10 protein-coding genes are annotated in these 19,193 nt (G+C 46.6%); all 10 read right to left on the bottom strand.

What is annotated here, in order from left to right; translation table 11 throughout:
* Positions 1-18: 18 nt before the first annotated feature.
* The 10 genes from HQN88_RS20380 to HQN88_RS20335 all read right to left on the bottom strand — a co-directional run bounded on the left by HQN88_RS20380 (position 19) and on the right by HQN88_RS20335 (position 19,130).
* Positions 19-1,857 (bottom strand): AraC family transcriptional regulator, encoded by a 1,839-nt coding sequence (locus HQN88_RS20380; RefSeq protein ID WP_173115931.1) that lies wholly within the window; start codon positions 1,855-1,857, stop codon positions 19-21.
* A gap of 395 nt (positions 1,858-2,252) precedes the next feature.
* Positions 2,253-2,483, bottom strand: a complete 231-nt coding sequence (locus tag HQN88_RS20375; protein WP_173115929.1) for a hypothetical protein — start codon at positions 2,481-2,483, stop codon at positions 2,253-2,255.
* An 84-nt stretch (positions 2,484-2,567) separates the two neighbouring features.
* Positions 2,568-3,908 (bottom strand): glycoside hydrolase, encoded by a 1,341-nt coding sequence (locus HQN88_RS20370; protein ID WP_173115927.1) that lies wholly within the window; start codon positions 3,906-3,908, stop codon positions 2,568-2,570.
* 257 nt (positions 3,909-4,165) lie between these two features.
* Positions 4,166-5,254 carry a response regulator transcription factor gene (locus tag HQN88_RS20365; protein WP_173115925.1) on the bottom strand — a complete coding sequence of 363 codons (1,089 nt, stop codon included), beginning with the start codon at positions 5,252-5,254 and terminating at the stop codon, positions 4,166-4,168.
* Between the two features lie 18 nt (positions 5,255-5,272).
* Positions 5,273-7,072, bottom strand: coding sequence for a cache domain-containing sensor histidine kinase (locus HQN88_RS20360; RefSeq protein ID WP_173115923.1), 1,800 nt, complete (start codon positions 7,070-7,072; stop codon positions 5,273-5,275).
* 180 nt (positions 7,073-7,252) lie between these two features.
* Positions 7,253-13,540: a fibronectin type III domain-containing protein gene (locus tag HQN88_RS20355; protein ID WP_246320363.1), complete on the bottom strand. Its 6,288-nt coding sequence runs from the start codon at positions 13,538-13,540 to the stop codon at positions 7,253-7,255.
* Positions 13,541-13,644: 104 nt separating this feature from the next.
* A complete protein-coding gene (locus HQN88_RS20350; protein ID WP_173115919.1) occupies positions 13,645-15,213 on the bottom strand; it encodes an extracellular solute-binding protein in 1,569 nt (522 codons plus the stop codon).
* Between the two features lie 123 nt (positions 15,214-15,336).
* Positions 15,337-16,218: a carbohydrate ABC transporter permease gene (locus HQN88_RS20345; RefSeq protein WP_173115917.1), complete on the bottom strand. Its 882-nt coding sequence runs from the start codon at positions 16,216-16,218 to the stop codon at positions 15,337-15,339.
* A 15-nt stretch (positions 16,219-16,233) separates the two neighbouring features.
* Positions 16,234-17,193 carry an ABC transporter permease gene (locus HQN88_RS20340; RefSeq protein WP_246320354.1) on the bottom strand — a complete coding sequence of 320 codons (960 nt, stop codon included), beginning with the start codon at positions 17,191-17,193 and terminating at the stop codon, positions 16,234-16,236.
* Positions 17,194-17,999: 806 nt separating this feature from the next.
* The gene (locus HQN88_RS20335) at positions 18,000-19,130 is read right to left on the bottom strand and encodes a glycoside hydrolase family 88 protein (RefSeq protein WP_173115915.1); all 1,131 of its coding nucleotides are present in this window, start codon (positions 19,128-19,130) and stop codon (positions 18,000-18,002) included.
* Positions 19,131-19,193: the final 63 nt, after the last annotated feature.

Below are 19,193 nucleotides of genomic sequence, written 5' to 3'. Positions count from 1 at the left end.
ATTCATGACGATATTCACTTACAAATGTGATGAAAGCCGCCGGGTCATTTCCTGAAGTTGGAGCTCCAGGGAAAGAGGATCAAATCCATAAAAGATATCCGGATTCACATCATACACTTGATCTTTGCGCACGGCAGCCAACTTCTTCCAGTTTGGATGCACCTTAAACGACTCCGCTCCCTCTTGCCAATTGGACTCGTAATTAACGAGAAAGATGTGATCCGCTGAATACTCGCTAAGCTCAGCAAGTGAAACATAACGGTTTAGCAGCTTAGCATCGATAATGCGTTCCTTGACGATACGCGGAGGGGGCAGCTGTAAGCCTTGATAGAGCATAGGACCGCCCAAACTTCGCAGGTCGCCATAGACATATATTTTACCCGAAACAATCTTCATGATAAGAAATGTATCTTCGGGATCGATCATTCGTCCGAACTTCTCTCTGGCTGCAGCAATTCGTTGATCAAGCGCTTGAAGCCACGCCTCTGCCTCCTCCTGCCTCCCTACTACATCTGCAATAAATCGCAGTTGTGCCCGCCAATCCATTTTCTCTAAATTGAAATCAGCCACAGGCCCTAACGTACGAATCCACGCTATATCCTGTTTATGTACATTGCTGAAAATCAGATCTGGCCGCAGTGCTTTTACTTCCTCGGCACCATGTTCATCTAAGCCTTCAATCGGCTTAAACTCAGCCTGACTCAGTACGCCTTGATAATGTGCCATCATCCAAGGATTAATGAACCCGATACGCGGAACAACACCCAACGTCAATAAGCTTGAGGTTACCCAAGCATCCAGAGTGACATACGTTTTGGGTTGTTGCATGTACGTGCTTGGTGAGACTCCCACCATTTGCTTAAATTTACGACTAAAATAATATTGACTCTGAAAGCCAACTTGCTGAGCGATTTCTTGCACATTAGCCCTCGAGAGCTGCAGCAGCTCACGCGATCTCTCCATACGAAACTGAAGCAAATAGTCGATAAATCCCATGCCCATTTCTTTCTTGAACAATCGTGAGAAATGCTCCGGGCTGACACCGAGCTGCTCTGCGATCTGATCACGTGTCAAATCATCTCGATAATGCTTATGAATCAGCGTGACCGCATGCTCGATCACATTGTGCGCCTCCGGGGGACGTGCTTCACCTGTATTTTGAAGAATCATATTCATCATCGTATAGAATAAAATTTGCCTTTTGAACACATCCTGCTGCTGGCTACTAACTTGCATATCCTCGAGCTCTTGAGAAACTTGCAACGCCCAGTAAGGGGTTTGCAGTTGGATGGGTTCTTGAAACATCCGTTGTACGCTATAGGGAAGATAAGTGCCCTTCTCTGCAGGCGAACCGCTTCTGATGATCACATCGAAGGCAATCCGATCCAATTGCAGTGGAATGCTGCTGGTGTTGACGACATACATCCCGCTGCCAGAAGGCGCATAGACGACTGTCCCGTACTTGAGTACTACCTTTTTGCCATCCATAAACAGCTCGCCTGTCCCTTCGCGAACGAGCAGCAGCATATCCACCTCTGTCACGTTCCACTGCTTCTGCACGAAAGGTTCATAGATTAGCAACTTAGCATCATGTAAAATAAATTGCGGCACTTCCTGCGGCAATCGAATCGCGCTCTGCGCACCTATTTCAACTGACTCCACAACGTTCCTAGCTCCCAGTTGACTCTGCTCCTTTAACACTTTGCGCACCTCAGTTACCTCCTCTTCCGAGAGCTTACCGAGATGCTTAACTACACGATGCTTATTCTTACCAAACTCATCTTTATATGTACTGACGATTTTATAGTAGACATAGGACTTACCATTGCGAGTAAACATGCTTTTTTTCACAAACATGCGTGTGATTCCTCCATGCTATTGGTGACTTTGTTGGGTACTCAAACTATTGCATACTATTATACTATGAAATAGCGAAATCAACTTTTTAAGAAGTAAAAAAAAGAGTATCTCCTAATTCCTACCACGAAAGGGAACAAGGGTACTCTATTTGCGTTAAAAAAGGTGAACTCGTCATCGAAAGGGAACTACTGTATCTTATTTCTTTGAGAAACGTCAACAATCGCGAAAACGGACCCCATAGTGCCTTTACGTTCCCCCTGGCTCTCCTTTCGTCCGATTTCGGCCCAATAAGGCATCTACGTTCCCTTTCGATTTCGTTTCAGATAACAAAAAAGCTGTCCTATAGTAGAAGCTTCTACTTATGGGACAGCCACTCTGTTCAATTGTCGGTATTACTGCTGCATCTCCTCAACGCTGTAGCTATTGATGACCGCTGCCGCAAAGGTTACACGATTGTTCCGGAAATAGTGATATAACAGACGAGCCTCTGCAGATTCTTCATCATAGCGCGAGAAGTTAAAGAAATCGTCATCAGCCCAACCTTCCTTGCGCAGACTTTCCATGGATTCCGCAATTTTGCTAGGAATGACTGGTTTGAAGACGTTAGATGCTTCTGTTGTCATCGTTCTAACTCCACCTCTCACTAGAATCTACTATTCTAGTAAAAGGATACCCATATCTAGCAACGGATAAACATGCCTGATTACTTAGTATTCCACATAACTCGTCACGGATTTACCCGGCAGCGTAACCGTAATCGCTCCGCCAGTCACAGCCATATCCGTCAATTTGGCCAGATCCTCCGTGGCGCTGGTTCGTCTTCCTGAGACGTTAGCCAACGTCAGACCGCTAATCGTCGTCGTTATCGCCGACGTACTGTTATTGATCAGCACAACAGACGCGCGCCCCGTCCCATTCTTCCCGCCTATCGCAACAAGGTTGCTATCGCTCGAGGATGCCAGAATGCGGGTATCGTCCGGACGCAGGTACCGGCTAAATTGCCCCATAACATAAAGTCTTTTATTCACTGTGTACGCATTATTCGCCCCTAGATTAATGAGCCCTTCACCTGAGGTGCTCCCAGCCGGATTCACTGCCCACCAGTACAGCCAGCCTCTCTCGCCCCGCTTCAAATCAGCAGCAATCATGTTCGCCCATTTCAACCCATCCGTGATGCTCGGATCATTGGCCATTTGGAAATTGCTAACCTCCGTCGCGATCAGCGGTTTACCATAATGGTTCACATCGACATACGTACTGTAATCGTGGACCGGGACAAAATCCAACTTCGCCCTCGTCGCCGCGCTGAAACTGTTCATGTAATTGTTCGAGGCAGTTCGATTTGAGCCCTCTGGCGCACCAACCAACACGCCTTGATTCAAGCTGTGAACCGCATCAGCAACCTTTGCAGATACTTGATCCAATTCACTTGTCGTATACTGCGTCGACGCATAAGGCGTAGCTAAATCGGGTTCATTTTGCACACTGACCCATTTGATATTGAACCCGAATACATTCCGATATTGATTCACATACGTCTTCATATAAGTTGCGAAATTATCGTATTGCGAGGTGCTCAGATGACCGCCGTTGTTCGGCGAACCGTTCGTCTTCATCCAGCCCGGGGGACTCCAAGGCACAGCATAGAACTGATTCATCCCGCGGTTCTTCGCCTCTTGGGCGAACCATCTCTGATGCAGATCCGTGTTCCAATCGGTCACACCTGAGGAAGGCATGAATGTCGTTTGCACAGCATCTTGCGCAGCCGTATAAGGGTTGATCTCCATCCTGACGATCGACAACCCTGCGTTAGAAGCATCCGTACGGAATAGTTTATCTAGAATTTGTCCTTGCGTGGTTGCATTGTAATTCGTTTTCAACTCATTCACCGGGTGATTGGCAGCAGCACCGAATCCCCATATTGTTTGATACGTCGTGTCTTTGTACAACGTCACCGTACTTGCTGCTAAAGCTGGGGGAGCCACGCTGACCAACATCGCAATCGTTAACCCAATTACACCATAAACCTTCTTTCTGCGTGAAATCATTCTGCATGCACCTCTTTTTTCAAATTTGGTCCACGTTCAACCTCCCTAAATTTATACTGAAATCGCTTTCAACACACTGAGGTAAAAAGGTTATTTACTGCACCAATGCGATGCAAATGCGGAAAAGCGCTGGCTCTGTGCTCGATCCACTTACCTTTTGCCTACTCTGCGTCCGATCCGTTTGCTTTTTGCCTACGCCGCACCCGATCTCCTTACGTTTTGCCTCCCCCGCATACACTCCACCCTCACCCCGTACCTCATTCACCTCCAAACCGGTCCTTATATTCCATCGGGTTCAAGCCATGATATTGTTTGAAGATACGGGAGAAATGGATGCTGTTTTCGTACCCGACCTGTAGGGCAATCTCGTAGCTCTTCAAGGACGAAGTGAGCAGCAAATCTCGTGCTTTACGCATCCGAACGTTGACGCAATATGTCCAGATCGTCATTCCCGCCTGCTCTTTGAAAAGCTTCGCTAAATAAGAACGACTCATCGCAACATGATCCGCTAGCTCTTGTAGACCCCAATTCTCTGCATAATGCTCCTCGATATACCGTTTGACTTGGTCGACGACGCTCTCCTTCTGCAGGTTCTTTGCCTTGCGTGCGCGATCCATCAGAATATTCGCCGCTTGCTCCAGCCTTCTCACCGCACACAATCGGAAATACTGCCTCACATCGGAGTGCTTCAGGTTATGCTCGCCAAGTTCGACGTCCTCGCCTTCCTCATACTTCACATGGATGTCCTGTTTCTTCAACTCTTCAATGACAAGAGATGTCCATGCCATGGACAGTTCATTCAGAATTTCATAACGTCCTTCCACCCATGACTCCAACATCGCCAGCGTATCTACGATAATCAGCGGCTGCCCATGCAAATAGACCGATAACACCATCTCCAGCCAGCTGTCCAGCATCGGCTTATAGACGGGCAGCTTATGCAGCAGAAGCTGATTGGCCTCATTACGCCGGCTGCTGCGGATGCGGGCGTTGGCCTTCTGGACAGCCTCTTGCAAGAGGGTGCTATCCGTAGGCTTCAGCACATAATCGACGGCGCCAAGCTCAATACTCTTTTTGGCATATTGGAAATCATCATAGCTTGAAATCACAATGCAGATCATCCAAGGATACTGCTGATTAATCTCTTTCATTAATTGCAGCCCATCCACAAGCGGCATCCGAACATCCGTCATGCAAATATCTGCATAATGATCCTTGAGCCAATCCAGCGCTTTTTTGCCGTTCGGGAGCGTTCCGGATACCGTGACTCCTTCCATTTCTGACACTTGTATCGACAGGCTTTCACGAATAAGATCTTCATCGTCCACAATAATCAGTCTGTTCATCTGATCGCGCTCCCCTTTCTACGTATCCAAACTATCTTGTAATGGCAATAAGACTTCAATAACCGCTCCCCCAGCAACAGGATCATTAAAGAACGTAATCTTAGCTTCCCCCGCATAAAACATATGCAAACGGTAAATCAGATTCGATAGACCGACTTGATTGTGCCGATACTGGTGGGCGTGTGAATCCGCTTGCTCCTGGGTCAATCTGACTAACGTCTCCGCCGAGAATCCTGGTCCATTATCTGCAACGGTCAGGAGAAGCTTGTCCCCCCTGTCCGCCTGCACGACTTCCCCGCGAATACAGATATGTACGGATTCCCCCGTCGTTTCTCTGCCATGCTTAATGCTGTTTTCCACTAGAGGTTGCAAAAGTGCTTTCGTACATATCGCTTGCAAATGCTCCTCTGGCACCTCAATGCTATACGTGACTTCATCTTTGAATCTGACTTTCATAATCGTCAAATAATTCTCCAAATGCTTAATCTCTTCTTTGAGAATGACTTTCATATTTTTGAAATCGGACGTGTAACGCAGCATATTCGAGAGATTGACCGCTACATGCCCAATATGCGACTGCTTCGCAATGACAGTCATGGAATTGATCGTTTCGAGCGTGTTGTATAGAAAATGAGAATTAATTTGCGACTGAAGCGCCGAAATCACAGCCCGATGCTGCAAGACACGCGTCTCCGCATGATCATGAATGGATTGCTCCAGATGACCGAGTAGATTGTTAAAGGAGATGCTCAAATCAGCGACTTCATCCACTCCCTCTACCTCAGCACGTAAATGGAAGGAGCTCGTCAACTGCATGGCTTTCATCATTTTACGCAAACCTAGAATCCGTCTTGTAATGGAAGAAGCGGCAAAATAGGTGAGCAATACCGAAATAATCAGAGCAGAAATTGCTATCACAATCGTGACATTTCTAGTGTAGTTAATACTTTGGGCAATTTCTTGATAAGGGAGAATCGCAATAATTTTCCAACCTGTCATCTGAATGGTTTGAAAAATAATGAGCTCTTTTCCCGACTTGTCGAACACAGAGCCCTCCTGCTGCCCCTTCACCGCTTGTACAATATGATCATCCATCTGCCCCATCACCTCTGCCGAATGAGAATGATGAATAATTGTTCCGGCTTGATCCATAACGAGGGCTGAGCCCGTGTTCGCAATATTAATTTGAGACATGACACTTTGAGATGGTTTCAGGGAGATATCGATTTTCAAATACCCATTGCTCAGCTGTTTAAAAAGAGTTAGGACAGGGATCTTCATTTTCTGATTCGCTGCATCGATATAATTCTCGGAAATACCGGTGATAAATTTAACCTTTTCATAGTTCCCGCTTTGTGCAAAATAGGGTTCATTTTTAATCGTATATTTTAAGGGAAGGGCGTACGTATTGACGAAATGCTGCTCAAACCCGCTCGGATTATACAAAGAGACCGATAATACCTCGGGATATTGCAGAAACAAGCGATTCAAATAATTATCTTTGATTCTCTCGTACGTACGAATGAGTTCCGAAGATACATTAGGGGAAGAGACACGCATCCAATCCCGAACTTCGAGACTGTTGCTCAACATAAGAAAAGCTAACTCATACTCTGAGTAATAACGGTTTAAGTTCATATTAGCTTGCTTGAGGACTTGCATACTCAGATGATCGATATCTTTACGAACAGAACTTCTCGTCTGCATATAGCTGGAAATCCCAATCGTTGAAACTGTAAAAATCAGAATAGTGACGATGATCGAGATGAGCCGCCATTTCAGGGAACGCTTCAGGCTCTTGACCATATAGTTAATCAAAGTGATCTCCCCTTGTAAACAGACGATGATATGCCTAGCATGTCGTAGTTAAATAATATGCCCAATTTCGGTCCCTAGCAATGAGGTAAGCGTTTTATTCACTGCAGGGATCGTACTTTTTTATCTAAAATACGACAAAAACCGCGCCTACGAATAGGCACGGTAGAGTATTGCAACTTATTAGTAGATAAATTGGAATAATCTGTACAACATAACAGCAGTTTCAGCTCTGGTCGTATTGCCCAGTGGATTCACTTTGCCAGCGTTGCCTTCGATTAAACCTTGCTGAACGAGGGCATGGATGGGCTGGACCGCATAGGAAGCGATATCTGCTCCGTCCGTGAATGTACTTGCGTTATTCGCTGTAGGTAATGATTTATTGACTTGAGCCAAAGCTCTCGTGATCATAACGAACATATCTTGACGCGTGATATTAGCTTGCGGATTAAAGTGTTGATCGTCTACACCATTGACGATGCTTAGTTTATTCGCGATGCCAATAGCCTTCTCATAATAAGCACCCTTCTGGACGTCCGTGAATTGCGTCTCAGACATCGCTTGTAGTCCAAAGGTTTCAACTAGCAATTTCGTGAAGTCTGCTCGTGTAATAGAAGCCGTCGGATTGAATGCTTGAGCACTAATCCCTTGAATAATTCCTTTCGCAGCAAGCGTTTCAATAGATTTCTGAGCCCACGTCGTGGAAGCGAGATCCTGGAAAGCTGGCTTGTTGTAGGAAACTGCGTACTTACTGAAATGATTCGTGCTGAATTCCATACTGCCCGTAGCAGCGTTGTAACTGCCTGTCGGTACGAGTTGAGCTTCACCTTGTGCAGTCACGTACCAGACATTTAACAGCTCAGGATGAGCTTTCTCTTCTGGAGATAGCGCGTATGGAATGCTGACTGATACGATAGCATCCTTGCTCTCGAATGTTATCGGCTGCCCGGATGCCGTGAATTGCAAGTCGATGACAACTCCTGTTTTACCTTCCAGATCGGTTTGTGCAGGGAGTTTATCGATTGAAATGTTGATCGTAAGCGTAGACTTTCCAGCCGCTGCTGCGTTATTAGCAAACGTATTGCTAGGTAGTACAACTGTGCCAAGTTGCGTTGATATTTCAAGCCCATACTTTGAAGCTTGCTGTGTCAGAAACTCCGTTGGCAATTCAAGTGCGTAGCTGTTAGCTCCTGCGACTTGCGGAACTTGCAGCGTTACTTTCGAACTCGTACTGCCTGCTTGTGCATCCATCTTCTTAAAGGCTTCTTCCAGTGTTGCTTTATCAATGGTTGCTGTGGCTTTCCCATCTTTTGTTGTTACGCTAGTTGCTGGGAAAGTTATCTTTGCTTCCCCGTTGTTAACCGTAATCGTCGGTTTCTCAGGCTCTGGTTGCGCCCCAGTCCCTGTAGATGGTCCAGTTGGAGCAGGAGAAGATTGCGTTCTAACCTGAAGCGTTGGACCATTGCTTGACCAATTGTTCGCCGCATCTGCCGCTTCGACCTTGAAGTCGTAAGCAGTATTCGCAGATAATCCCGTTACTTGCCAAGTGGTGTTTGGCGTAGTTGTCACTACATTGCCATTCATCAACAGTTTGTATTGCGTTACACCTATGCGGTCAATCGCTTGGCTCCATGAAAGTTGAATGGCATTCGATGTCACGCTTCCTTGTGTCAAAGCACTTCCCGCAGGCCAACCAGGCGCTGTTGTGTCATTTGGCACTGGGAGTTCTGGATCATTCGTGCTCGGCCCAAATACGGTCGCGTTGCCGACATAATCCTTCGCTTCAACTTTATACACGGCTGAACCGTCTGGTGTACCCATGATGGAGTAACTTGTATGAGCAGCATCTACTTGTGCAACTTGAACACCATTACGGTATATGACATACCATTCAATGCCTGCGTTATCTGTAGCCCTATCCCATTCCAAGTTTTCGCGATCTGACAACTTCGTAGAATTGATTCTTGCACCTGTCGGCCATTGCGGTGTAATCGTATCTAGCTTATAGACGCTGTCTGTCAATTGCAGCGGTTGTGAACCATTTCCTGCCTTGTCCATAGCGACAACGGAGAAAGGATACTGTGTATTGGCATCCAAGCCATTGATATAATAACTTCTTACCTCATTGGCAACATGCGCAATTTCCAACCCATTCTGCTCAATACGGTAAGCATGGATTTCCGTATCATCTGAAGCTGTAGGCCAATTTAGTTTTAAACCCGAAGAAGTTTTATCTGAAACGACTAGTGCGCTATTCTGGCTCCATGTGGGCGGAGTCGTATCCGGTGCAAGTGTTGTTACCTGAATCCCAGGTCCCGAAGCACGATTGCCTGATGCATCTCGCGCACTCACATGGAAGTCATAATCTGTCCCAGCAGTAAGTCCTGTTACATGATAGGTTTGCACATCACCATAGACAGAGCCTACAACCGAATTTCCACTATAAATATCATATGCTGCTATACCATACTGATCAGTAGCTGCAGGCCACTGTAACGTAACACCAAAACGTGATACATCTTGCGTAGATAAGACAGCCGTTCCTGACCAAGTTGGTGCTAGGATATCTGCGCTTGGTGTTGTAAGGCTAGTTGTCGGACCTGTCGTTGATTCTAAGCTTGCATCCCGGGCTTCAATCTTAAATGTGTAACCTGTCGAAGGTGTTAACCACGTTACTTCATAGCTGTAGACATCCGAGCCAACCGTGCCAATCGCAGTACCATTCCGATAGATGGTATAGCCATTAATGCCCCTCTGATCTTGTGCACTGGACCAAGTCAGCGTGGCTCCAAGAGGTTGAACTTGTGTGGCACTTAATGTACCGCTGCTCCAAGTAGGCGGCGTCGTATCCGCGGGCATTTGCTCTGTACCGACAGATAAGTACGGCTTATAAATCACGTTTGCACCCGTTGCTTCTTTGGAATGAATATCAACATTCTGATCCAGCCAAGCATCGTCCTGAAGCTTGAAGGAGATCGTTCCATCACCACGGAGTTCTGTGGCAACCTGACTCGTTACTGAGAAAACTTTCCAAAAATTAGCATTCCGTACAATGGTAGAAGCTATCTTGGACCCGTCAATAGGCTTGTTCAACCAGTTTACTGGTGTTGCGCCCCCTTCTGACCAGTTATCACCAGTCTGATAGAGATCCATATTAATGTCCATATTCGGTGTTTGAACAGCAAACACATAGAGATTCAGTGTGGCATCATACACGTTTCCAGTTACCGATGTTAAAGGGAACTTTAGATAAGCACGTCTGTTATTTCCTATATTTTTGTTCGTATCACTCGGCGTAGCACCTGCCGCATTCTTATAACGAAGATAGGCAATATTATTGTTCGTACCTGCACCTCCAAATGTTGCTGGCGCTTGGATGAAGGTATCATCACTCGGGTACAGAATTTGCTGCGTTCTAGTCACTCCCGGGACGGTCGTTACCGTAACCGACGGCCCGTTCGCGCTCCAATTTCCCGTCGCATCGCGAGCTTCGATATGGAATGTATAGTTCCCACCTGCAGTCAAATTGGTTACGGCATAGGTCTGTTCTGACCCATAGACATTCGCAATGACGCTGTTGTTTTGAACCACCCGATAACCGGATACACCCATGTTGTCCACAGCAGGCGTCCAGTTTAACGTCACCGTGTGATCAGTTAAGGCACTGTACGTCAGCATACGGTTAGTCGGCCACTTCGGTGCTAAGCTATCCGCTCCTATATTCGTTTTAACCGTACTTACCGGCCCCGTTACAGACCAGTTATTGCTGCCATCTCCAGCTTCTACTTTGAAGGAATAGCTCGTGTTAGGTACTAACCCGTTCACTTGGAATTGTTGCGTTGTGGCTGGCATTGTCACCAACTCTTGATTCCCTTGATATACACGATAAGCCGTCACTCCGCGAGCATCTTGTGCGGTGTTCCAGTTTAATTTCACACTAGTCGCTGTGGTTTCCACCGCATTAAGTTGATCTGAAGATGCCCAAGAGGGAGCTGTCACATCTGTCACGCCGAGTGTTTTGAATGTAACAATGGGTCCACCCGCGGACAAATTCCCCTCAGCGTCCTTCGCTTCGACGCGAACGGTATACAGACTGTTCTCAGTCAGACGACTCAACGTATACGAGGGCACAACAGAGTCTCCTACGATTTGGCCGTTAACATAAATGCGGTAGCCTGTCACATCATCATCAAATGCTGCTGGCCAAGAAAACGTAGCCCCTGTCTCCGTAATGTTGGAATTGTCTATGGTGATAAATGAGCCCTTGTTCCAGCCAGGTCTTGTCGCATCCGCTGCCGATCCTGTTGCAGTTTGAATATCTGGGCTAGGAAGCGAAAGATTGCCATTCGCATCTACTGCCTGGACACGCAGCACATAAGTTTGCCCCGGTGTTAGTCCTGTCACATCATAGCTCGTCACATTCGCTGTCGTTTGTGTCACGAGGCTGCCGTTATTAAAGATACGATACCCCGCCACATTCAGATTGTCATGAGCTGCTGGCCAACGGAATGTCAACGAAGTCGGTGTTGCCTCCGATACGGCAAATGTGCTGCCATACGGCCAAACTGGTGCTGTGATTTCTGAATTTTGAGCAGGAACAGCTAGAGGCACGAAGGTATTCGTTGTTCCACCTTGTGACGGTACTCCCCATACAACGGAAACTTTGTTATCTTGCCCTTGCAATAAGGAAGATTTAACCGTCTGACTTACCCCGTCCTTCGTGATGATAATGTCATAGTCCCCATAGAATCCACGTGTTAGGTACTGGCCGCTGGCATTTGTCGTGCCCGTCACGTCCGTCCACCAAGTTCCGTAGATCAGATTGCGCCACTGTTCGCCTGAAGGTTTCAACGTCCAGTTACTGCGGAACAGCGGAGCGTTATTCTGCCAATGGGCGCCATCCCAGAATCCCCACATCGTAAACGATGTCACATTCGGATGGCTAAACGAAGCAAGCAAGATATCTCGTGTAAATTTCCCTTGAATATCTTCTTTCGGTGAATTCACGTCAAATTCGGTAATGGCAATTTCAGGTGCGTACTGCGTAAAATGTGTAAGTTGATTATAGAACGCCATCGGACTTACCGGCGTACTGCCGAAATGTGCCTGAATGCCGACCCCATCTATAGGAGCGCCGTTATCTTTCATAGATTGCAAAATGTTCGAAAAATTCTGGATCACAGGCGCATCTACACCAAGAATTTGCGTTTCGTTAACATATAGTTTAGCCGCAGGATCCGCTTCTTTGGCCATTTTGAACCAATTCGCCATCAGTGCACCTTGGTCTGTATACGTACTGCGGATCATACTGTTCAGAACAGGTTCATTCAGCACATCCCAGTTATAGAGTCTTCCTCTGAAGAGGCCTGCCAGCTCATGGAAATGATCTTGAATACGCTTCTCTAGTGCTGTCTTATTGCTCACCATACCTGGAATATCTGCTGGCACGCGCGTTGAACCATCCCACAACAAGGCATGTCCTCGAATATCAAATCCGTTGGAACCCAACCAATTATAGAGATTCACAGTGCGGCTTCGATCTTGTTCCCACCATTGCCACTTCATCTCATTTTCCATAACGACCGAATTAAAATTCTCTTTGAGCTTAGTACGATATGTCTCTGCATTCGCATCCGTACCATTAATCATCGTACTATTGACAGCTGTACCGAACTTGAAGTCATGCTTCGTCATCTTCACATGGACATCTGCGCCTTGGATGGGAAGACCGCTGGCATCCTTCACCTCAACCTGCATATCCCCTTTGCGGATCTGCTCAATACGTTGATTGGCTTCTGCGCGCCATGGGGCATCTTCTTCCATGCCATCGTAAATGACTGGCGTGCTCGGCAGGCTATCAAATGTAACCGCTTTCTTATAATTCACAACTTTCAGACTGCCGATTTCGATCTCCTGTGGCTTATAGCCAAGGCGGAACGCAATCTGTGGTGTGTTCGTTTCCATTAACAAGGCAGCTTTAATCGGCACAATGAATTTCTTCCACTGTGTAGGAACCGTTATTGTCTCGGTAATCGACTTTTCAAAATTCCCTCTCTTCTCCATCACTAATGCGACTGTGCCTTCAGCCGTTTCAACTGTCGATCGCAGCGTTCTTGCATAGAATGTTGCCAGAATAACATCGTCTTTCTCGATACTCGCTTCAATAGGGAGCACATATTGCAATAGATATGTACTAGCAGGCTGCACGTTCGTCGCAAAGCGCAATGCCTCAGTAAACGGTTGCCCTTCCACTGTTGAGTTTGCAACAGTTCCATACAACGCAGCATCGGGGTTCAGCGCCGCTCCCTGCATGCGAATATCAGAAATAAGAACCTCACTGCCAGGCAGTTGACCCAATTCCTCTTCCGTCAGCACCTGTGCTAGGGAAACCTTGGGTTGGAACGGTACAACCAGCATCGCGCTGATTAACAGGAGAGAAAGAAATCTCCCCATTTTACCCATTCTCATCATCACCGATCTCATCCTTCCTTCATTTACGTCCATCATTCATAAAAGAGGACCCATCTGAGCGAGTATCCTACCAGCTTCAGATGGGTGCATATCAAACCACTACCTTACTTCTTACGGTTAGCGTTATACCAGTCGGTCAATTCCTTAATCGCTTTGTCTCCACCTTGTTTCTTCCAGTTCGCTACGTACTCATCAAAGTAGTCCAGCGGCTTCTCGCCAAGAATAATTTTAGCTGCAGCTTCCTGGAAGGAGCCTTTATAACCAAGATCTGCGTTCTTCGTCAACGTTTCTGAAGGCGGCATACCTGCCGTTGGATTCGGGATACCTTCTTTACGGGACGTTTCGATCGTTTGAATCAGCTTGTTGTAAGCTTCATCGTTATTGATCAATACTTTTTGAGCTTGCTCATGGAAACCATGCATTTGGAACACAGCAGAACGCCATTTCAAGTCAGGATCTTTGTCCGCATTGTACTTAAGTGCTGTGCCTTCTTTGGTATAGGATTGTCCTTCAATACCAAGCTCCGTGAACAATTGTCCTTCTTCCGATACGAGCCAATCGAACATTTTCACAACAGCCTCGGGATTTTTCGTATCTTTGTGTACGACAAATGTTTTCAGTACAGGCTTCTCAACGCGTCCCAATTTCCCATCGTAGCCTTCACCTCTTGGTGTCGGAATGCCGAGTACGTTAGGCTTCTTATCAGGAAGCAATTTACTAAGTTCCTTTTGCCAAGGATCCCATGCACCGAATACGACGTGGTTCCAAGAACCTACGAGGTCGGATTTAATTTTTTGATCCCAAATCGCCCGTGTGTTCGTTAGGAATTCCGTATCAATCAACTTCTCTTTATACATAGTATTCAGCATGCCCAACGCTTTTTTCATATTCGGGTTCACATAACCAGGCATAACCTCGTTATTGTAGAGACTGTTGGAGTCCAGATTCACACCGTACATGCCGAAAATGTTATCCGCCCACTCGAACTTCTCACGGGAAGCAAAAGGAATTTCATCCTTCTTGCCGTTTCCATTCGGATCTTTATCACGGAAAGCACGCAGCATATCCAGGAATTCAGCAGATGTCTTCGGCTCCTTAATGCCTAGCTTATCCATCCAATCCTTACGTACATAGATGACACGTTCGGCTGGTGCATTCCCCTGTGCTAATTGTGGGATCGCGAGGATTTTGCCATTCAGCGTAACCGCGTCCCAAGCGGATTGCGGGATGTTTTTCTTCAAATTCGGACCGTATTTATCGATTAATGGCTTCAAATCCATCGCTAAACCATTGATAACAAGATCAGAGGTCTCAATGCCCCAAACCATGTGAACGTTAGGAATATCGCCGGAAGCGAACTTCAATTTCAGCTGATCCATATAGTTTTCATGCGGGAGGAAGGTAATGTTTAGGTCTGTATTTGTTTTCTGAGCGAGATATTTAACCGTTGCCAGGTCCATCGATTTCCCTGCCGGAATCTGTTGAGCGTTATTGGAGACGAATATGCTAATTTTCTCCGGTGCAGCCGGCGTTGTACTCTGACTTGCCACAGGTGTCACGGAAGGTTGTGTCGTTGTTGCCGTGGAGCCCTTATCTGAGGAACAAGCAACTGTTGCACCTGCAAGACATACCATACATACAAGCGTAACCATTTGTTTCATATTTACTTTCATCGAATAGACCCTCCCTAATTTCTTCATTATAGTGTACTAAGTTTGAAATAATCATCTGGGCATTACTGGATTACGTTTCATCACCTCTTTTATAGAATCAGGTCGAGGGCATGTGCCGTCTCACTATTCCTTAACCGAACCCAATAGTGCACCTTTGATAAAATGTTTTTGCAAAAATGGATATACAATGATAATTGGAAGCGTGGCAATGACAATCGTCGCCATCTGTAATCCTTGTGGAGTTACGGCTGTAGAAAGCTCTAGAATCGATTGACCTCCAGCAGAATCCATATCGAATTGTGAAATGAGCTTATACAGATACAATTGTAAAGGCTGCAGTTCTCGATCGGTTATGTACAAAAGTGGGCCCAAATAGTTGTTCCAATGCCCCACGGCGTAGAATAAAATCAGCGTAACGTTGATCGGCATGGATAATGGCGCCACGATGCGCCACACAATGTTGTATTCGGACATGCCATCCACTCGTGCTGCTTCAAAAAGCTCCTCCGGAATCGACCTCATGAAGGTGATACATAGCATCATATTGAACGCGCTCAGCGCACCTGGGATAATCAGTGACCAGATACTATTGAGCAGGCCTAGACTTTTGATCAAAATGTACATCGGCACCATCGGTGCCTGAAAAATCATCGTGAATATGATGAAAAGCAGAATCGCCTTGCGGCCGCCCAGCCACCCTTTGGATAGCGGATAGGAGGTAAGAATCGTAAGTGCCATGTTGATTGCCGTTCCAATCAGAACGATCTGAATCGTGACCCCAAACGACCTCCAGAACACCGCATTGCGGATGACAAAGTCATAGTTGTGGAGATTAAAACCTACAGGCCAAAGTGATACTTCGGAATGGATAATCGCTTCATTGGAGCTGAGTGAGCCGGCAATGACATTCATCAATGGGATGGCAACTGCTGCACAAAAGAGCAGTAAGAGAAGTGCATTCGCTGTATCAAAAGCGACTTCACCTGGTGTTCGTCTAATTTTCATCGTCGTATCGCCCCTTTAATATAGCCCTTCACCGGTTGTCCATTTACTCACACGGTTCGCAATGACGAGTAAGATAAAACCAATTACCGATTTGAACAATCCGATGGCTGTCGTTATGCTGTACTGACCTTGCAGAATACCTGCCCGATAGGTGTATGTATCCAACACATCCCCTGTCTCGAACGTTGCCGGATTAAGAAATTGATAAATTTGCTCAAAGCCTGAATCCATGATGTGTCCCATTTTGAGCATAAGCAGGATCATGATAGCCGGCAGCAAGCCTGGGATCGAAATATGTAAGAACTGCTTCCAACGATTCGCGCCATCCATCCTCGCTGCTTCATATAAAGATGGGTTAATACCCGCAAGCGCAGCGATGAAAATAATGGCGTTCCAGCCCATTTCCTTCCATATGCCGGAAAAAATAATGATAGAGCGGAAATATTCAGGTTTCTGAAGATAGGCGACGGTATCACCACCGAACGAGGAAATGACGTGATTGATGAGTCCCTGTGTCGGTGACAGCAACATATACGTAAGTCCGAACACGATCGTCCAGGATAAAAAATGCGGTAAATACAGCACAGTTTGCGTAATTCGCTTGAATGCCATCGATCGCACTTCATTGAGCATGATTGCCAATAGGATCGGCAATGGGAAGGCGAATACAATTTGATATAAGCTGATTAGCAGCGTATTTCGGAGCAACCGTCCGAACTTGTCGTACGTGAATAGTTGATGGAACCATTTGAATCCCACCCATTCACTTCCTGTGAAGCCTTTGAAAATGTTGTAGTCCTGAAAGGCGATGAAGCTCGCCAGCAGGGGTACATACTTGAACACGAGGAAATACAGCAGCCCAGGAATCAGCATGATATAAAATGCACGATGCTGCAGAACGTATTTCCACCAACCTTTCTTCTTTGTTGCACCGGTTGACCGCTGGACAACCCCATTAACAGTAGCGGATTTCATCTGCTCTCACCTACACTATCTATTTGTCTTATGTGTTAATTATAGGTTTGAGGGCGTGGGACCAACAATGAGGGCGGATGTCGATTTACTGTAGTAAAAGTCTTTTTGTGGGGGCTTGAGGAGCATCAACCTAACTTAAATTTCACCAGTGCAACATATAGCCCCAACACACGGCCATCACACCTTAGCTACAAACTAATTACACAACCTAATTACACAACCTAACTACTTATCCTAACTACACAGCCTAACTGCACACCCTAACTACACACCCTAACTACACAACCTAACTACACATCCTAACTACAGAACCTAACTACACAACCTAATTGCACACCCTAACTACACAACCTAACTACACAACCTAACTACACAACCTAACTACACAACCTAATTACACAACCTAACTACACAACCTAACTACACAACCTAACTACACAACCTAACTACACACCCTAACCACACTCCTCCGCTACCAAAATGCCACTTTCCCCCATCTCCCTACCATCCCGTGGAAAATAAATGGAAATTATGCAGCTAATTCTGGCTGATTCATCTGTTTATGGCATATAGATGGAAATTATGTAGCTAATTTCGCTCAAATCGATTGTTTCGGGCGGAATGTCTCGAATTAACTGGAGGAAATACAGCTATTCGCTTCAAAAGCATGTTTGGTGCGAAATTAGATGTAGGAAATCCAGTTATTGTTGCCTGAGTGCTGCAACTCGGCGTGAAAAACGCAAAAAAGAGCTGTCCCCCAGTAGCTATTGCTGCTGAAAGACAACTCTTTATCCAATTAACCAAACTTACCAGAACAACTCACCATGCCCGAGCAACCGGGAAAGTCCCTCTACGAAATAGTAGTCGCCGTAGATGAGCGGCACGTCGATGTTTTTTCCTTCTGGATAGTGGCTTGTTCCATGGGTGACTAACCCTTCTTCGGTTTCGGAATCCCATGCGCCGTAGTTCGTGTACAGCGAGTGCAAGATGCGCTCACCCGCTTCGCGGTAGAGGGCTGCCTCTTGGCCGTTCACTTGCTCCGCGATCAGGAGCAAACCGCAAGCCGCACACGCGCCAGCCGAGGAATCGCGGTACGCCGGAATGCCATCTGGCAAGCGGAAATCCCAATGTGGCACATGATCTTCCGGCAGGTTCGCCAGGAAGAAATGTGCAGCACGCTTGGCCGCATGCAAGTACTTCTCATCGCCGGTGTACTTGTAGCTGAGGCTCATACCGTAAATCGCCCACGCGGTTCCACGCGACCAGGCCGATTCCGGTGCAAACCCTTGCCCACCGTTCACGGAAAGCTTCTCACCGGTGGCCGCATCAAAAATCACGATATGATTCACCGATCCATCGGGACGAATAAAATGATCGACTGCCATGTCGGCATGCCTTACCGCGACTTCTTTGAACCGCGGGTCGCCTGTAGTCAACGTAGCCCAGTGCAGCAACGGCAGGTTCATCATGCAGTCGATAATGGCCCAACCTGCATTGTCTTCGCCTTCGCGCCAAGGATTCCACGCGCGAATGTAGCTGCCCTTCACATTGAAACGTGCTGCAAGCAGATTCGCCGCGAGCAAAGCGCGGCGCTTGGAATCATCTGCACCCGTTAGCTTGTAACGGGCAACACTCGTCAACGTCCACATGAAGCCGATATCATGATCCAGACGATAGTAGTCCGTTACAACTTGATCCAACTGCTGCTCACAGGACTCAGCCAACTGCTTTAAACCCTCTTCCTTGGTATCACGGTATAATAACCACAACAACCCAGGCCAGAAGCCCGCTGTCCACCAGTAAGCAGGCTCCAGTTTATACTCTCCACCTACACTTGCATGTGGAAAACCATCACCAATGCGTTTACTTGTTTTGTCTACTTTCGCTACGGTTTGTGCCCATGCTTCTTGAGCCCAACCCTTCTGAATTGTCGTCATCTATTACACTCCTCGCCAGGTTTAGTGAAACGTTTAACCTATTATACCACCTGGCTTCGCGGA

The organism is Paenibacillus qinlingensis, from assembly GCF_013204845.1.
Classification (GTDB): domain Bacteria; phylum Bacillota; class Bacilli; order Paenibacillales; family NBRC-103111; genus Paenibacillus_E; species Paenibacillus_E qinlingensis.
The sequence above is the reverse complement of the archived record's forward strand: the minus strand, read 5'-3'. Positions and strand labels throughout refer to the sequence as shown.